Consider the following 17,626-nt stretch of genomic DNA (forward strand, 5'->3'; position numbering starts at 1 on the left):
GTCCTACTCCAGCTCGAGGATTATCGCATCCACCGCCAGGCTGTCACCCTCCGCAGCGTTGACCTTGGCCACGACCGCCTGCTTTTCGGCACGCAAGATGTTTTCCATCTTCATAGCTTCGACGGTGGCGAGCGGCTGGCCGGGCTGGACTTCCTCGCCCTCGCCCACGTGGAGCTTCACCAGCAGACCGGGCATCGGGCAGATCAGCAGTTTCGAAAGATCGGGCGGTTCCTTCTCGATCATGTGCTGCGCCAGATGCGCGATCCGCTGCGGCAAGACGCGCAGATGCTGGGTCGCGCCGCGCGTGGTGATGTCATAACCCATCCGCGTCTGAGCCAGCTGGATCGTCAGCGCCTCCTCGCCCAGCTCGACATCGATCATTCGCTCGCCCGGCGTGTAGTCGAAGCTGACCTCGACCGGCTCGCCGTCGACGGTGATGGCATCCTCTTCCAGCGAGACGGCGTATTCGGTGTCGCCAATCTTCACCTGCCAATCGCCCGGCGCGTAGAGCGGGCCGTCGAGTTGCTGGTCGATCCGGCGCGCCCGGTTGGCATCTGCAGTCGCAATCACGCCGCCAACTGCCGCCAATCCGCGCAGCAAGCCGCTCGACGCGGCAGCGCCTTCGAAACCTTCCGGATATTCTTCGGCGATGAAGCCGGTGGTCAATTCGCCCGAGCGGAAGCGCGGGTGCTGCATGATCGCGCTGAGGAAATCGACATTGTGCCCCAACCCTTCGATGCGGAATGCGTCGAGCGCCTGGATCTGGAGGTTGGCCGCCTCGTCGCGCGTCTCGCCCCAGGTGATCAGCTTGGCGATCATCGGGTCATAGAACATGCTGACTTCGCCGCCTTCGTAGACGCCGTCGTCGACGCGAATTCCGTCGATGCCGCGGCGGCCGTTCTCCGCGCCGTCATCGGTCCACGGCTCGACCGGCGGCTGGTAGTGGATGAGCCGCCCCGTCGAGGGGAGGAAGCCGCGATAGGGATCTTCGGCATAGACGCGGTTCTCGATCGCCCAACCGTCGATTTTCACATCGTCCTGTGTGAACGACAGTTTCTCGCCCGCCGCGACGCGGATCATCTGCTCCACCAGGTCTACGCCGGTGATCGCTTCGGTTACGGGGTGTTCCACCTGCAGGCGGGTGTTCATTTCGAGGAAGTAGAAGCTCTCACCGGTCTTGTCGGCACCGCTGACGATCAGCTCCACTGTACCCGCCGAGTGGTAGTTCACCGCCTTCGACAGCGCGACGCATTGCTCACCCATGGCCTTGCGCATCTGCGGCGTGACGAAGGGCGACGGCGCTTCTTCGACCACCTTCTGGTGGCGGCGCTGGATCGAGCATTCGCGCTCATTAAGGTAGATCACGTTGCCATGCTTGTCGCCGAGGATCTGGATCTCGATATGACGCGGATCCTCGATGAACTTCTCGATGAAGACACGGTCGTCGCCGAAGGAGTTGAGCCCCTCGCGCTTGGTCGCCTCGAAGCCTTCGCGCACGTCCTTTTCCGAGTACGCGAGACGCATGCCCTTGCCCCCGCCACCGGCGCTGGCCTTCATCATCACCGGATAGCCGATCTCTTCGGAGATCCGCACGGCGTGGTCGGTATCCTCGATCTCGCCGACGAAGCCGGGGACGACATTGACGCCCGCTTCCTTGGCGAGTTTCTTGGACTCGATCTTGTCGCCCATCGCCGCGATCGCGTTCACCGGCGGGCCGATGAAGGCGATGCCTTCCTTCTCCAGCGCCTCGACGAAGCTCGCACGCTCGGAGAGGAAGCCATAGCCCGGATGCACCGCCTCAGCGCCGGTCTGCTTGCAGGCCTCGATGATCTTGTCGGCGATCAGATAGCTTTCGGCGGCGGGTGGCGGGCCGATATGGACAGCCTCGTCCGCCATCTTGACGAAGGGCGCGCGGGCATCGGCATCCGAATAGACCGCAACGGTCTGGATACCCATGCGACGCGCGGTCTTGATGACTCGGCAGGCGATCTCGCCACGGTTTGCGATGAGGATTTTCTTGAACATTATTCGGCAGCCTCGTCGAGTTCATCGCCCGCAGGCGGCATGTTGTGGCCAAGCAAAGTCAGGATATCGGCAGCGCATTCGACCACGTTCGAGCCGGGGCCGTAGATGCCCTGTACGCCCTTTTCGCGCAGGAAATCATAGTCTTGCGGTGGGATCACTCCGCCGGCGGTGACCTTGATATCGGGGCGACCGGCGGCGCGCAGCATGTCGATCAGTTCGGGGATCAGCGTCTTGTGCCCGGCGGCTAAGCTCGATGCGCCGACCACGTCGACCTCGTTTTCGAGCGCCATCTTCGCGGTTTCCTTGGGTGTCTGGAACAGCGGCCCGGCGATTACGTCGAAGCCCATGTCGGCAAAGGCTGATGCGATCACATTGGCGCCGCGATCGTGCCCGTCCTGGCCCATCTTGGCGACCATGATGCGGGGCTTGCGGCCCAGCCGCCGCTCGACCGCCTCGACCCCGCGCGCAACCTGTGCGTACCGGGCATCCTCGGCATAGGCCTTCTCATACACCCCGCGCACCGGGCGGGGCATGGTGTCGTAACGCCCGAAGGCCTCTTCCATCGCCTTGGAAATTTCACCCAGCGTCGCGTCGTGGCGCGCAGCCTCGACCGCGCGCGCGAGCAGGTTGATATCGCCCTTGCCCTGCATCTCGGCCAGTACCGAAGGCGGCAGGGGAATGCCTTTCTCATCGCGCCCGTCGCTGAGCGCTGCACGATGCGCGACCGGATCGGAGGCGGCCGCCTCGGTCAGCGCCTTCAGCGCGGCTTGGCAGGCTTCCTCGTCGCGGGTCTCGCGCACGCGCTTGAGCCGGGCGATCTGCGCCTCGCGCACCGCGTGGTTGTCGATGTCGAGCGTGTCGAGGTGCTCTTCCTTGGCGAGCCGGTACTTGTTGACGCCGACGATCACCGTATCGCCCTTGTCCACGCTGGTCTGTTTCTCCGCCGCGGCCATCTCGATCGCCGCCTTGGGCTTGCCGGAATCGACATAGGCGGTCATCCCGCCCGCCGCATCGACCTCGGCGATCAGCGCTTCGGCTTCCTCGACCAGTTTCGCGGTCAGCGCCTCGATGTAATAGCTGCCACCGAGCGGATCGACGACATTGGTGATTCCGCTTTCTTCTTGAAGCACCAGCTGGGTGTTGCGCGCGATACGGGCGGAAAAGTCGGTCGGCAGCGCAATCGCTTCGTCGAGCGCATTGGTGTGGAGGCTCTGCGTGCCGCCCAGCGTCGCCGCCATCGCTTCCACGGTCGTGCGGATGACGTTGTTGTAGGGGTCCTGCTCCTGCAGCGAGACACCACTGGTCTGGCAGTGGGTGCGCAGCATCTTCGAACGTTCGCTCTGTGCGCCGAGGCCGGCCATCACGCGGTACCACAGCGTCCGCGCCGCGCGCAGTTTGGCGATCTCCATGAAGAAGTTCATGCCGATACCGAAGAAGAAGCTCAGACGACCAGCAAAGGCATCGATATCGAGCCCCGCAGCCATGGCGCGCTGGGCGTATTCCTTGCCGTCGGCGATGGTGAAGGCAAGCTCCTGCACCGCCGTCGCTCCGGCCTCGTGCATGTGATAGCCCGAGATCGAAATGCTGTTGAATTTCGGCATGTTGGCCGAGGTGTATGCGATGATATCCGAAACGATCCGCATGCTCGGCTCGGGCGGGTAGATATAGGTGTTGCGGACCATGAACTCCTTGAGGATGTCGTTCTGGATGGTCCCGTCGAGCTGATCCTGGCTCACCCCCTGCCGCTCGGCTGCAACGATGAAGAAGGCGAGCACCGGGATCACCGCGCCGTTCATGGTCATGGAAACCGACATCTCGTCGAGCGGGATCTGGTCGAACAGGATTTCCATGTCGCGCACAGTGTCGATCGCGACGCCGGCCTTGCCGACATCACCGACGACGCGCGGGTGGTCACTGTCGTAACCGCGATGGGTGGCAAGGTCGAAAGCGACCGATAGGCCCTTCTGCCCGGCGGCGAGGTTGCGGCGATAGAAAGCGTTGGACTCTTCCGCCGTGGAGAAGCCCGCATATTGCCGGATCGTCCACGGGCGGCCCGCATACATGCTCGCCTTCACCCCGCGCGTGAAAGGCGCGAAACCGGGCAGGCCGGGATCGAGGTCGGCGGTATCATCCTGTGTGTAGAGCGGCTTGATATCGAAGCCTTCGGGCGTGGCCCAGGTCAGGTCGCGCCCCTTCACTTCCTTCTCGGCAAGGGCGTTCCAGTCTGCTGGGGTTGGGCCGGATTTATTGGTGTCGGTCATCGGTTTGTCCATTGCGCTAGGGGGTGGTCAGTTCGACCAGTGCGCATCGTCCTTCGGCGTTTCCATGATTTCGGTCAGCTGACCCATCATGTCCTTGGGGTGGAGGAAGAAGATCGGCGTGCCATGCGCGCCAATCCGCGTCGGGCCGAGAATGCGCTTGCCCAGCCCTTCGAACCAGGTGCGCGCATCCTCGATATCCTCGACCTCGTAGCAGAGATGGTGCTGCCCGCCGGACGGGTTCTTTTCGAGGAAGCCCGTCAGCGGGCTATCTGGGCCCAGCGGCTCGATCAGTTCGATCTGCGTGCCGTGCGTCCCGTTCTCGCCCGGCGTGTCGACGAAGCAGACCTTCACCCCCTGCGCCTCGAGATCGAAGGGCTCGTGGAACGAGGTCGCGCCCATGACATCGCGGTAATAGCGCAGCGATTCCTCGATCGAGGGCGTGGCGACGCCGATGTGGTTGAGACGGCCGAGTTTCATGTCTGCACCTATTTTTCCTGCACTAAGTCTCTATTCGTCATTCGAGATCGAACCTCGTCGAAAAAGAATGCTCTCGGCTGGTTCAAGACTCGAGCGTTTATCCGCCGCTTCGGTTTGCCGTGCCGAAATATGTCGATGGCTCCATCGCCAACCTCTATCCGCGAGATCTCACCAAGCGGGATTCGTTCATAGGGGATCATCCAAATCCTCAATTCGCCTTGATCGACTTCCAAGGCCAGTCGTCGGACAATAACGTGCCAAAGATGGGGGAGTCCAAAGAGAAGCAGCCAGAGTGAACCGAGAACAACTGCCCAACCACGCCAATTCAAGTCGCCACCGCTCTTTAGCGAATACCGTCCTCCGCTCTCAGGTAAGAACACAGCCAAGAAGAGCGTCAGGATAAAAAAACCGACCGCCCAAATGACCGTCCAATCACGATAGCCAAGTCTGCTCACAGCGGAATATTGTCGTGCTTCTTCCACGGGTTCTCGAGCTGCTTGCCGCGCAGCTTGCGCAGGCCCAGCGCGATCCTCCGGCGGGTCGAGTGCGGGTAGATCACCTCGTCGATGTAGCCGCGCTGCGCCGCCACGAAGGGATTGGCGAAGCGGTCTTCGTATTCCTTGGTCTTCTCGGCGATCTTGTCTGGATCGTCACGGTCCTGGCGGAAGATGATCTCCACCGCGCCCTTTGCGCCCATCACGGCGATTTCGGCGGTGGGCCAGGCGTAGTTGAGGTCACCGCGCAGGTGCTTTGACGCCATCACATCATAGGCGCCGCCATAGGCCTTGCGGGTGATGACGGTGATCTTGGGCACGGTCGCCTCGGCATAGGCGAAGAGCAGCTTGGCGCCGTGCTTGATGATGCCATTGTGCTCCTGCGCCGTGCCGGGAAGGAAGCCGGGCACATCGACGAAGGTCAGGATCGGTATCTCGAAGGCGTCGCAGAAGCGCACGAAACGCGCGGCCTTCTTGGACGAGTTGATGTCGAGCACGCCGGCGAGAACCATCGGCTGGTTCGCCACAACGCCCACGGTGCGCCCTTCGACCCGGCCGAAACCACAGATGATGTTGGCGGCGTGGTTGGGCTGGACCTCGAAGAAGTCGCCTTCGTCCAGCGTCTTCCTGATGATCTCGTGCATGTCATAGGGCTGGTTGGCATTGTCGGGGATCAGCGTATCGAGGCTCGCTTCCTCTCGGTCGAAGGGGTCCGAGGTCGGGCGCTCGGGCACTTCCTCGCGGTTCGACAGCGGCAGGTAGTCGAAGAAATCGCGCGTCGCCATCAGCGCTTCGATGTCGTTTTCGAATGCGACATCGGCAACGCTCGTCTTGGTGGTATGCGTCACCGCACCGCCCAGCTCTTCCTGGGTTACGACTTCGTTGGTGACGGTCTTCACCACGTCCGGCCCCGTCACGAACATGTAGGAGCTGTCCTTCACCATGAAGATGAAGTCGGTCATGGCGGGCGAATAGACCGCCCCACCCGCGCACGGGCCCATGATGAGGCTGATCTGCGGCACGACACCGCTCGCCAGCACGTTGCGCTGGAACACATCGGCATATCCGCCGAGCGAGGCCACGCCTTCCTGGATGCGCGCGCCGCCGCTGTCGTTGAGGCCGATCACGGGAGCGCCGTATCGCATCGCGCTCTCCATCACCTTACAGATCTTCTCGGCGTGCCGCTTGGACAATGAGCCGCCGAATACGGTGAAATCCTGGCTGAAGACGTACACCAGCCGCCCGTTGATCGTGCCGCTGCCCGTGACCACGCCATCGCCGGGGATCTTCTGCGCATCCATCCCGAAATCGACGCAATCGTGTTCGACATAGGTGTCGAGTTCTTCAAAGCTGCCTTCGTCCAACAGCACGTCGAGCCGCTCGCGCGCGGTCAGCTTGCCCTTGGCGTGCTGAGCCGCAATGCGCTTCTCGCCCCCGCCCAGCGTTGCTGCGGCACGACGGCGTTCCATTTCAGCGATATTCGCAGACATCCCAACCCCTGCAATTGATCATGCAAACCTTGCCCTTGCAGCGAAAACGCCCGAAAAGCCAATGTAAAGTTGCAAATTTGCAAAGCTCAACTTTGCAAACTATGTTAGCCCAATGGCTGGAAAACGCAGGATCTTTGCCGGTGCGCAACTGCGCCAACTCCGCGAGACACGCGGCCTGAAGCAATCCGACTTGGCCGGACTCCTGGGCATCAGCGCGCCCTACCTTTCTCAGTTGGAGAGCGACGATCGGCCGCTCAATCCAGCATTGCTCGAACGCTTGTCGCAACAATTTCCGCTCGACTGGCCCGACCTCGAAGCGGACGACATGGGCCGGCTCGCCGCATCGCTGCGCGAGGCGCTGGCCGATCCCTTGTTCGATGGCGAGATCCCGGCGGACCAGTTGGCGCGCATGGCGGAACAGCAGCCCCTCCTCGCGCAGAGGTTCGTCGCGCTGCATGCCGCCTATCGCCGCAGCGGCCAGCGGCTGGAGATGTTCGACGAAGCGCTGACGGCCGACAATGTCGATGGCGCCCGCCTGCCGTGGGAAGAAGTCCGCGACTGGTTCCATCTCGCCAACAACTACGTCGACCCACTCGATCGGGCGGCGGAAAGCCTTTCGCGCCGGTTGCGCAGGGGCGCCCCCTCCCCCGACATTGCCGCGCTCGAAAGCCATTTGCGCAATGCCTTGTCGATCTCGCTGATCTATTCGAGCCAGTCGGGGCTGCGCACATTCGATCCGGAGATGGGCCACCTGACGGTCGATCCGGGTCAGCCGACCGAAAGCCAGCGCTTCCAGCTGGCCCACCAGCTTGCCTCGCTGGCGCTGCACGACGAGATCACTGCGGTGGTCGAATCTGCACGGCTGCGCAGCGCCGCGTCGCGTCAGCTACTCTTCGCCGGATTGTGCAATTACACGGCTGGGGCACTACTGATGCCCTATGAGGAATTTCGCCGCACCGCGCGCGAGCTGCGCCACGATATCGACCAACTGGCGCAGCAATTCGGCACGAGCTTCGAGCAGACCTGCCACCGCCTGTCGACGCTCCAGCGCGACGGTGCGCGCGGTGTGCCGTTCTTCTTCTGCCGGGTCGACATGGCGGGCAATATCACCAAGCGCCACAGCGCGACCCGCCTCCAGTTCGCCCGGTTTGGCGGCGCCTGCCCGCTATGGATCGTGCACGAGGCGGTGGCGATCCCCGACCGCATCCTGGTGCAACTGGCCGAGACGCCGGATGGCTTGCGCTATGTCTCGATGGCGAAAGGGCTGGTCAAGCCGTCGGGAAGCTTCACCCGAGCGCCGCGCCGCTACGCCGTCGCGCTCGGCTGCGAGACCGAACACGCCGGAGAATTCATCTATGCCGATGGCCTTGACCTAGCCTCTGGCCGGAGCGCAACGCCGATCGGCGTTTCGTGTCGCATTTGCCCGCGGCCGGATTGCGACCAGCGCGCCTTTCCGCCAAGCGATCGCGCCATCGAAGTCGATCCCGACCGGCGCGGGGTCGTCCCCTACGGTTTCAGCTAGTCCGCCTAGAAGCGCAGCATGATCCGGCGCGCCAAAGCCGGAGAGATCGAATATATGCGCCGCAACAGCTTGACCTGGCCTACATTTGCCTCCGGCCTGTCGCGCTCGATGGCATCGACGATCTGCCGCGCGCAATCCTGCGGCGCCATCATCTTGCCCTCCCGCCCGGCGGTCATGTTGGTCTCGACCAGCGGCGGCAGCGCCTCCATTACGTGAACCCCGGTCCCGGATAGCTGTTCGCGAAGTGACTGGGTGTAGCTGCGCAGTCCGGCCTTGGTCGCGCAATAGACCGGACTGCGCCCGTTGGGAGCGATGGCGAGCCCGCTGGTAACGTTGACGATGGCTGCCTCGGGTCTTGCCTTCAAGCGCGGCATCAATGCGGTGATGAGGCGGATTGGCGCGTGGAGATTGGCATAGATACACGCGTCAGTCGCATCGGGGTCGGGAGCACCGACGCGGAAATCATGATCGACCCCCTGCCCGGCGTTGTTGATGAGGATGTCGATGTCGCGGGTACCGAGATCGGCGACCAACCCGTCGACATCATGGGCGTTACCCAACCGCGCCTCGATCGTTTCGAACCCTTCGTCGCGCATCGCGGCGAGCCGCTCCTTGTCGCGGCCGGTTACCGCGACCTTGGCGCCCTTCGCCTTCAACTGCCTCGCGATCTCCCGCCCGATCCCCGAACTGCCCCCGGTGAGGAGGACAGACTTGCCCGCGACGTCCATCAGACTTTCACCACCCCGTGCTCGATCAGGCTTTTCGCGCACTCGACGATGGTTTCCTCCTCGTTGCGCGTCTTCCAGCCCAGTCGCTTCAACGCATGGCTCGCGTCGGCATGACGGGTCTTGCCAAGCTCGCTCTTCACCGAGCGAATGCCGGCATTGAACAGCGCCAGGAAGTGCACTATCCAGTCGGGCATCCTCCGCGTGGGTACCTTGCGGGTATGTTCTGACGGCAGGTTGGCGCGCAAGACCTCGCCGATTTCGAGAAACTTCATGAATTTCCCGGCGGCGAGGAATCGCTCGCCCGCAAGGCCCGGCTCCTCGAGGCATCTCACGTGAATGTCGGCAATGTCCCGAATGTCGACCACCGCGAAACCGAGGTCAGGTGCCATGGGTGCCGATCCGTCGAGCAATTGCTTGATGGCTTCGACCGAGGCCGAGAAATCAGCACTCTGCACCGGACCGAGCACCATGCTGGGATTGACCGAGACGAATTCCATATCCTCGCCTTCGGCCGCCACCCAATCACGCGCTGCGCGCTCGGCGATCGTTTTCGACTTCACATAAGGATAGACATCGGGGTGCGAAATGTCGGTCCAGTCGCTTTCATCGACCGAATAGACTTTCTCGCTGCGACCATAGGCGATTGCCGCCATCGAACTGGTCTGGACGAACCGCTTCACGCCGGCCTGTTTCGCAAAGCGCAAGGCCCGCAAGGTGCCCTCGCGCGCGGGCACGATCAGATCGTCTTCATGCTTGGGCGGTGCAGCCGGAATGGGAGAGGCAACGTGGGCGACCGCGTCGCAACCGGCGGTAGCTTCAGCCCAACCGTCATCGCTCATCAGGTCGGCCTGGAAGACCTTGAGCCGATCGCCAGCTGCGGGCCAGCGCTCGCGTAGCTTGGGCTCACTCTTGCTCTTGTTCCGCACTGTCGTGTGAACGGCCTTTCCGGCCGCAAGCAATTGGTCGATGACCTCGCCGCCGATATAGCCCGTGCCGCCAGTAACGAGTATTGTTCCCGCCATCCGATCTCTCCCTTCCTCTGGCGAGAGCTTACGATGTTCGGTTGCAAGCGGCAACGGAGTTGGAATGGACAGGGTCGATTTCCTCGTCATCGGGGCGGGTATTGCCGGGCTTTCGGCGGCCGCGCACTTGGCGCAGCACGGGTCCGTCGCGGTGTGCGAGTCCGAAAGCGCGCCCGGGTTCCATTCTTCCGGGCGCAGCGCAGCCTTCGCACATTTCGACATGGACAGCGCGCTCGTCCGCGCGCTCACAGCGGCGAGCATGCCCTTTCTCGAAGAGCCTGCGGCGAAACGACACCCGGCCATGTTCATCGGCCTCGCCGGGCAGGAAAGGAAGCTCGATGAGGTCGAGCAATCCTATCGCGCTTGGGCACCGCACGTCCGGCGGATCACCGCCGAAAAAGCACGAGAAATTGTCCCGGCCCTCAATACCGGCAATGGTGCCCTCGTCGGCGCATTGCTCGACACCGAGGCGCGCAAGCTCGATGCGCATGCCATGCTCGAAGGGCATCGCCGCCTCTTGCGCGACCGTGGCGGCACGATGGCCGTCGATGCAAAGGTCACAGGGCTTCGCCGTGAGGGCGATCGATGGACCATCGACACGCCATCGCAGAGCTATTCGGCGGGCGCAGTGATCAATGCTGCTGGCGCATGGGCCGACAAGGTTGCCGCGCTGGGCGGAGTGGCACCGATCGGTATCCGTCCGCTACGCCGCACGGTCATAACCTTCGATGTTCCGGAGGGGTTGGACGTCTCCTCCTGGCCATTCACCAAGACAGTTGGCTCAGGATTCTATTTCGAGCCGGAGGGAAGAGGCCGCTTGCTGGCCTGCCCGATGGACGAAGGCGCAAGCGAGCCCTGCGACGCCCAACCCGAAGAGGAGGACGTCGCGCTTGCTGCATGGCGGGTCGAGGAAGCGACCACGCTGGAAATCCGACGGATCGCCAGCAAATGGGCGGGCCTCAGAAGCTTTGCGCCCGACAGGCTGCCGGTCGCCGGTTTCGATCCCTCAGCCCCCGGATTCTTCTGGCTCGCTGGACAGGGCGGGTTCGGATTGCAGACATCGCCTGCGATGTCGCTGGCGGTGGAGGCGCTCGCCACCAGGGGCGATTGGCCGGACGAATTGTCAGCAGTAGCCGTCACCGCCGAGCAGCTATCGCCCGCACGCCTGCGCTAGCGCAGCAGCACCAGCTCTTCCGCCATGGTCGGGTGGATCGCGGTGGTGGCATCGAAATCGGCCTTGGTCAGCCCAGCCTTCACCGCAATCGCTGCCGCCTGCATCATCTCGGGCGCTTCGGGCGCGATCATGTGGATGCCCACGATCCGGTCATCAGCCGCATCGCAAATGACCTTGAACAACGACCGCTCGTTGCGACCTGCCAGCACGTTCTTCATCGGGCGGAAGTCCGACTGATAAACCTTGATCGAGCCCAGCTGGTTGCGCGCCTCGCCCTCGGTCATGCCGACCGAGGCGATCGGCGGGTGGCTGAAGACCGCGCTCGGGATACAGGAATGATCGACCGCGCGCGGCTCGCCGTCGCCGAAGACCGTGTCGGCAAATGCCTGCCCTTCGCGGATGGCGACCGGGGTCAGCTGGACGCGGTCGGTCACATCGCCCACCGCATAGATGTAATCGACGTTGGTTTGCGAGAACTCGTCGACCTTGATCTCGCCCTTCTCGCCCAGTTCGACGCCGACCGTGTCGAGCCCCAGGCCCCTGGTATTGGGCAGGCGGCCGGTCGCGAACATCACCTGGTCGACGATTTCCTCGTCACAGCCGGTCAGCTTGACCTTGAAGCGCCCGTCGTCGGTCTTCTCGATGCTTTCGAACCTGGTGTTGAATTTGAATTCGATACCTTTCATCAGGCTGATCTGCAGCAGGCGATCGCGCAGCGCTTCGTCATAGCCGCGCAGAAGCACGTCGGAGCGATTGACGATGCAGACCTGGCTGCCGAACTCGTTGAAGATTCCCGCGAATTCATTGGCGATGTAGCCGCCGCCGGCGATGATGATCTTCTCCGGCACCTTGTCGAGGTGGAAGGCTTCGTTCGACGTGATCGCGTGCTCGGCCCCGGGGAAATCGAGCCGTGCAGGCTGAGCGCCCGTCGCCACGAGGATATATTTCGCGGTGACCTTCTTGCCGCTGGCGAGCGTGATCTCGTGGTCGCCGGCAATCTCGGCGCGCTCGTCGAAGATCGTCACCTCGTGGTTGCCGAGCGTCTGGGTGTAGAGACCTTCGAGCCGGTCGACATCCTTCAGCACTGCGTCGCGCAGCTTGATCCAGTCGAAGCTCTTGCCTTCGATCGACCAGCCGAAATGCTCGGCATCCTCGAGGTCCTCGGCGAAATGCGCGCCGTAAACGAGCATCTTCTTGGGCACGCAGCCGCGAATGACGCAGGTGCCGCCGACCCGGTACTCTTCCGCCACCGCAACCCTCGCGCCATGCGCGGCAGCAACGCGACTGGCGCGCACTCCGCCGGATCCGGCGCCGATGGTGAAGAGGTCGTAGTCGTATTCGGCCATGCGATGAGTCTCCTGCTGAGGACGCGCGATATGGCGGTTGGCGAACCGATTGCCAACCGCCACGCGCCTCAGGCAGGAGTTTCGCGGCCAGGCCGCGCTTGGTTACGCGCCGCCGGAGCGCCGCTGGCCGCCGTGACCGCCGCGACGGTTACGGTTACCGCCGGGACGACCCTGTCCCGCGTGCGCGGGCTTGCCCTTGCGCGAAGGATGCTTCTGCTTGGGCCGTGCTGAACGCTGCTGTTGACCGTCTTCACGCTGACCGCCGCGCGCGCTGCCCCGCGGCTTAGGTTCGACGCGCTTCTGGCGCTGACCTGGTGCCGCGCGCTTCGTCGGGCCCACACCTTCGACCACGGCACGGAAATTGTCCGGCAGCGGCAGGCGCTCGAACTCGGCGTCGGTGTTGCGCTGGATATCCTTGAGATAAGCGCGTTCGTCCTCGGCACAGAAGGCGATGGCAACGCCATCCTTGCCCGCGCGCGCCGTCCGCCCGATGCGGTGGACATACTGCTCGGGCACATTGGGCAGCTCGTAATTGATGACGTGGCTGACGCCCGGGATGTCGATCCCGCGGGCGGCAACATCGGTCGCGACCAGCACCGGAGTACGGGCGCTCTTGAATTCGGCCAGCGCACGCTCGCGCTGCGGCTGGCTCTTGTTGCCATGGATCGCATTGGCGGGAATGCCGGCCTGCGACAGCTTCTTCACGACGCGATCGGCGCCGTGCTTGGTCCGGGTGAACACCAGCACGCGCTCGAACTTACCGGGCACTTCGTGGCGTTCGCGCAGGATCATTTCGAGCAGCGATTGTTTCTCGTCCTGCTGCACCATGAACAGGTACTGGTCGATCCGCTCCGCCGTGGTGGCAGCGGGAGTGACCGAGACCTGCACCGGATTGCGGCAATAGGCACCGACCAGTTCCTTGATCTGCTTGGGCATGGTGGCGCTGAAGAACAGCGTCTGCCGCTCTGCCGGGGCCAGCTGGTGGATGCGCCGCAGCGCGTGGATGAAGCCGAGGTCGAGCATCTGGTCGGCCTCGTCGAGAACGAGGATTTCCAGACCATTGAGATTGAACGCCTTCTGGTCGATCAGGTCGAGCAGGCGGCCGGGCGTCGCGACGAGGATGTCGGTGCCGCGATGCAGCTTGTTACGATCCTTGTTGACCGAAGTACCACCGACGATGCTGTGAACCTTGAGGCCAGCCAGCGCGCCGTAATCCTTGGCGCTCTGGGCGATCTGCCCGGCCAGTTCGCGCGTCGGCGCGAGCACCAGCATGCGGCAGCTCTTGAAGGGGATCTGGTTGTCCGCCTCGCGCAGCCGGTCGATCGACGGCAGCATGAAAGCCGCTGTCTTGCCGGTACCGGTTTGCGCGATACCCAAGAGGTCGCGCCCTTTGAGCACGGCGGGGATCGCCTGATGCTGGATCGGGGTCGGCGTGTTGTAGCCCTTGAGGTCAAGGGCCTGAAGCACGGGCTGTGACAGCCCGAGATGTTCGAATGTAGTCGTCATTTTTGAGTTTCTAGCTCGCATTATATGCGGCGCGCGACTTGCCTCGTGGCGGATTCCGGGCGGAATCATCGCGCGGCGCGGGTGTCAAAACGACCCGCGTGAAAAGGGAAGTCCTTGGAAAATCAACCGAAACGCGGCCGGGGCGGTGTTTTCGTTATCCGCCTGTTCACGCTGCCGTGCGCTTCGATGGGGGGCATGTGGATGCTGCAGTGCAAAAAGTCAATGTTCTCGTTGTGCGAGCCAGACCGCTTTATTCTTGAAATCCGTGACAATTTGGAAGTTTCGCAGGATCGACACCCCGACATTTGCCTCGGCATCATTGTTCGCCGAGATGTGCGCACGGACATTTTCGAACGTCTTGCCAGCGACGACGAGTTCACGAACGAAGACAACCGGGCGTCCGACCGACCCGCCCAAGCCGCCCCCAGGTTCGATTCCAACCGGATCGAGTCGCAGGCGTTGGGCAAGCTCGGGAGAAATCAACATTCCCGTGCCGTTGCCTAGGTCGAAATCAGCTTGGACCTCTACGCCATCGACCTCGACCGTGATCGTTTCGATACCGTTGGCCGAATTGAGGGGAAGTCGAACGCCTTGGATCTCAAGGTCATGGCCGACGTATTCAATCGCCGACTTCTCGATGTTGAGCAGAAGCCTTCCGGCGTCGAAGACCTCCTGGCCCAGAATCATCGCAAGTTTGCGACCGATCAGTCGTTTACCTATGTCGCCCAAATCGATGATCGCGGCCACTGGCACCGTCACCTCGCGCCCGATGGTGCGCAAGGTCAGGTTTTCGATAAGTTCGGCCTCGACGGTGGAGGCGCCCGTCCCGCGCGCCTCCGCAGACTTGCCTGGCTGAAGCGCGAGTTGCCTTGCCACCTCAGGATCCAAGATCGTCACTTCCGCACCGCTGTCGAGCAATGCCTCGTAGACGACACCATTGACCTCCACGGGAATGAAAAGCCGGTCGCCGCGGACGATGAGTTCATCGGCCTTGGCAGGCATTGCTGGCGCAAGAAAACCCAATGCGCATAACAGGATAGGGATTCGGTTCATGCGCTCCCTCTATCCGTGACTTATGCGCGCAATACACCTTTTCGACGAACTGCAATAATGAACGGACCGCTCGTCGCTTTCGGTTCTTACATCACGCATGACGGGCGGAAGTTCACTGCTGTCGCTAGTGTCCGTTAATGCGAGCGGCGCTCACTTCAGTTCGATGCCCGCCATTCATGATTGCGAGCAGGCTCTTCGACGGCAAGCCGACGTGCTGTCGCTGCTGTCTGCAGGACAAACAGAGTTAGCAGGATGGCCCCTACCGCCCCGGTAAAGATATCGAAGCCGGATATCGGACCGAACCAGCCATCGCCGCGATGGCCAAAGTTCAACATCGCCATGGTCAGACCGATCAGCATGAACCGCAATTCGGTCGGCCCGGCATTCAGGTAGGATAGCTTCAACTCGCCAAGAACCCGTACCGACAGGAAGGCGTGGATCGACAGCAAGAGGTACCCGGCAAGCGCCACAAGCGCGACTTCCAGAGCGACATAGGGGCTCAATCCGATCCCGACGACCAGCAGCGTGGTCGCCAGCCCGTCGCAACTGTGATCAAGGAAATAGCCATATCGAGGCCGCTCGATCCTGCGAAACCTGGCCAGGCTTCCGTCGGTACTGTCACCGAACCAATGGATGGCGTAGCCTGCGATCGCAAGCCAGAGCCATTCTTCGGCATAGTTGCTCAGGACATAGCCGGCGAAGATCGCGACCGCCCCGATCATACCAACAAAGGTAAGCTGATCGGGCGTGACCCAAGACGGCATCCTTGCACAGATCCAGTTGAGCAGCCGTCGTTCGCCCCTCGCTAGCAGGTTCTGCTGGATGCGATCGATCGGCTGCAATTGAGCATCGCCAGTCATTGATGTGGGTGAGCCTTGAAGGTTGCAGCGAACCGTGACGATTACACGAGTCGATGCCGCCGAGATAGCGATATTGCGAGAGCTAACCCAACCCCGCAGTCTCCAGCAGCGCCTGCGTGCTCGCATCGAAGCTCGCGCCGCCTGCCTCGACGTCATTGGCCATCTTCTTGCCCAGCTCGACCCCGAACTGGTCGAAGGGGTTGATGCCCACCAGCACGGCGTTCGCGAATACCCGATGCTCGTGGAAGGCGATGAGCGCGCCGAGCGTCGCCCCGTCGAGGTCGTCGCACAGCATGGTCGCACTCGGCCGGTCGCCCGGGAACGCGCGTGCCGGGTCCTTGCCGTCCTTCGCCATGTTGCCGCCCGCCATCAGCGCCGCCCCTTGAGCGAAGCAGTTGGCCAACAGGATGCGGTGATGTGCCGGGTCGAGCGCGTCGCCGGGCGCGATGCTGGCAATGAAGTCGACCGGGATGAGATGCGTGCCCTGGTGGAGCAGCTGGAATACCGCATGCTGCGCGTCGGTCCCCACCCCGCCCCAGGTGATCGGCGCTGTCGAGGCGTCGACCGGATCGCCGCCCGACGTCACGCGCTTGCCATTGCTCTCCATCTCGAGCTGCTGGAGATAATCGGGAAACAGCGATAGCCGCTCGTCATAGGCGAAGACCGCGCGCGTCTGGCAGCCGCGCAGCCGTGCGTAGTACTGGTCGGCAAAGGCAGCGCGCAGGCACAGGTTCGCGCGCCCGTCATTGTCGCGGAAATGCTCATCGACCGCCCGTGCCCCGGCCAGCATCGCGGCAAACTCGTCCCAGCCGACCGCCAGCGCCACCGGGAAGCCGATCGAAGACCAGATCGAGTAGCGTCCGCCCACGCTCTCGGCGAAGGGTAGCACGCGCGTTTCGTCGACGCCCCATTCCACCGCCTTCTCGGGCGAAGCGGTAAGCGCCACCACGCGACCTGTCGGGTCCGTCACGCCATTGTCTTCCAGCCATTTGAGCGCGCTCTGGGCGTTGGTCATGGTCTCGATCGTGGTGAAGGTCTTGCTCGCAACCGCGACCAGAGTGGTCGCAGGGTCGCAGGCGGCAAAGGCGGCCTCCAGCGCCACGCCATCGATGTTCGATACGACATGGACATCGACCAGCGCGAGATCGCGTGTAAGCGCATCGACTGCGAGAGCCGGCCCCAACGCGCTGCCCCCGATGCCGATGTGGATCAGATGATTGATTTCGCCCAGCGCCCCCTGGTGGATCGCCTCGACCAGCATGCGCATGCGGGCGTGTAGCGCCATGGCTTCTTCGACCACCGGCGCGGCGCCGATGCCGCGTTCGGCCGTGTGCGTTGCTGCGCGCCCCTCGGTGACGTTGATCTTCTCGCCGCCAAGCAGCGCAGCGCGCTTGTCCCTGAAATCGGTCGCATCAGCAAGCTTTTCGAAACCTGCGAGCAATTCATCCGACAGATGCGTCTTCGACCAATCGAACAGGATGCCGCTGTCGCCTTCTTCGGCCTGCCATTCGATCCTGTCGCTCATGGCGGCAACGCGACCCTCGTCCTCGAACAGATCGGCAAGCGTGGGCTGCGGCAATCCTCGCAGATAATCCCAGGCATTGGCGATTGCGTCACTCATCGTGAAAACCCTTTCTTGGCGCTTCACTGGCGACTAGGGACGTCGGC

14 protein-coding genes are annotated in these 17,626 nt (G+C 63.0%); 2 read left to right on the plus strand and 12 right to left on the minus strand.

Annotated elements, in window-relative coordinates; genetic code table 11:
- Positions 1 to 3: 3 nt before the first annotated feature.
- Genes P7228_RS14985 through P7228_RS15005 form a run of 5 tightly spaced genes read right to left on the minus strand, consistent with a single transcriptional unit; the run spans position 4 to position 6,747 of the window.
- Positions 4 to 2,025, minus strand: coding sequence for an acetyl-CoA carboxylase biotin carboxylase subunit (locus tag P7228_RS14985; RefSeq protein ID WP_278016032.1), 2,022 nt, complete (start codon positions 2,023 to 2,025; stop codon positions 4 to 6).
- Positions 2,025 to 4,286 (minus strand): methylmalonyl-CoA mutase, encoded by a 2,262-nt coding sequence (gene scpA, locus P7228_RS14990; RefSeq protein WP_278016033.1) that lies wholly within the window; start codon positions 4,284 to 4,286, stop codon positions 2,025 to 2,027. Before scpA ends, P7228_RS14985 begins: the two co-directional genes overlap by 1 nt.
- A 27-nt stretch (positions 4,287 to 4,313) precedes the next feature.
- Positions 4,314 to 4,763, minus strand: coding sequence for a methylmalonyl-CoA epimerase (gene mce, locus P7228_RS14995; RefSeq protein WP_278016034.1), 450 nt, complete (start codon positions 4,761 to 4,763; stop codon positions 4,314 to 4,316).
- An 8-nt stretch (positions 4,764 to 4,771) separates the two neighbouring features.
- Positions 4,772 to 5,245, minus strand: a complete 474-nt coding sequence (locus P7228_RS15000; protein WP_278016035.1) for a hypothetical protein — start codon at positions 5,243 to 5,245, stop codon at positions 4,772 to 4,774.
- Positions 5,215 to 6,747: an acyl-CoA carboxylase subunit beta gene (locus P7228_RS15005; RefSeq protein ID WP_278016036.1), complete on the minus strand. Its 1,533-nt coding sequence runs from the start codon at positions 6,745 to 6,747 to the stop codon at positions 5,215 to 5,217. The genes P7228_RS15000 and P7228_RS15005 overlap by 31 nt, the downstream gene beginning before the upstream one ends.
- 112 nt (positions 6,748 to 6,859) lie before the next feature.
- Between P7228_RS15005 and P7228_RS15010 the strand changes: the two genes are divergently transcribed.
- A complete protein-coding gene (locus tag P7228_RS15010) occupies positions 6,860 to 8,269 on the plus strand; it encodes a helix-turn-helix domain-containing protein (protein WP_278016037.1) in 1,410 nt (469 codons plus the stop codon).
- A 5-nt stretch (positions 8,270 to 8,274) separates the two neighbouring features.
- Here P7228_RS15010 and P7228_RS15015 read toward each other — a convergent pair whose 3' ends face one another.
- Both P7228_RS15015 and P7228_RS15020 read right to left on the minus strand, forming a co-directional pair.
- Positions 8,275 to 8,997, minus strand: coding sequence for an SDR family oxidoreductase (locus P7228_RS15015; RefSeq protein WP_278016038.1), 723 nt, complete (start codon positions 8,995 to 8,997; stop codon positions 8,275 to 8,277).
- A complete protein-coding gene (locus P7228_RS15020; protein ID WP_278016039.1) occupies positions 8,997 to 10,019 on the minus strand; it encodes an NAD-dependent epimerase/dehydratase family protein in 1,023 nt (340 codons plus the stop codon). The genes P7228_RS15015 and P7228_RS15020 overlap by 1 nt, the downstream gene beginning before the upstream one ends.
- 64 nt (positions 10,020 to 10,083) lie before the next feature.
- Here P7228_RS15020 and P7228_RS15025 point away from each other — a divergent pair, with 64 nt between their 5' ends.
- On the plus strand, positions 10,084 to 11,193 hold the full coding sequence (locus P7228_RS15025) for an NAD(P)/FAD-dependent oxidoreductase (RefSeq protein WP_278016040.1): 1,110 nt from the start codon (positions 10,084 to 10,086) through the stop codon (positions 11,191 to 11,193).
- Here the strand turns inward: P7228_RS15025 and gorA are convergent.
- The 5 genes from gorA to pgi all read right to left on the minus strand — a co-directional run bounded on the left by gorA (position 11,190) and on the right by pgi (position 17,579).
- Positions 11,190 to 12,539 (minus strand): glutathione-disulfide reductase, encoded by a 1,350-nt coding sequence (gorA, locus tag P7228_RS15030; RefSeq protein WP_278016041.1) that lies wholly within the window; start codon positions 12,537 to 12,539, stop codon positions 11,190 to 11,192. The two genes, P7228_RS15025 and gorA, sit on opposite strands and share 4 nt — an antisense overlap.
- A gap of 102 nt (positions 12,540 to 12,641) precedes the next feature.
- Entirely contained in the window at positions 12,642 to 14,045 is a 1,404-nt protein-coding gene (locus P7228_RS15035) for a DEAD/DEAH box helicase (RefSeq protein WP_278016042.1), read from the minus strand.
- Positions 14,046 to 14,264: 219 nt separating this feature from the next.
- Positions 14,265 to 15,098: an aspartyl protease family protein gene (locus P7228_RS15040; RefSeq protein WP_278016043.1), complete on the minus strand. Its 834-nt coding sequence runs from the start codon at positions 15,096 to 15,098 to the stop codon at positions 14,265 to 14,267.
- Positions 15,099 to 15,253: 155 nt separating this feature from the next.
- Positions 15,254 to 15,958: a CDP-alcohol phosphatidyltransferase family protein gene (locus P7228_RS15045; protein WP_278016044.1), complete on the minus strand. Its 705-nt coding sequence runs from the start codon at positions 15,956 to 15,958 to the stop codon at positions 15,254 to 15,256.
- 82 nt (positions 15,959 to 16,040) lie between these two features.
- Complete coding sequence (pgi, locus tag P7228_RS15050) at positions 16,041 to 17,579, minus strand: glucose-6-phosphate isomerase (protein ID WP_278016045.1); 1,539 nt, start codon at positions 17,577 to 17,579, stop codon at positions 16,041 to 16,043.
- Positions 17,580 to 17,626 lie beyond the last annotated feature (47 nt).

The sequence above is a fragment of the Altererythrobacter sp. CAU 1644 genome (genome assembly GCF_029623755.1).
GTDB classification, from domain to species: domain Bacteria; phylum Pseudomonadota; class Alphaproteobacteria; order Sphingomonadales; family Sphingomonadaceae; genus Erythrobacter; species Erythrobacter arenosus.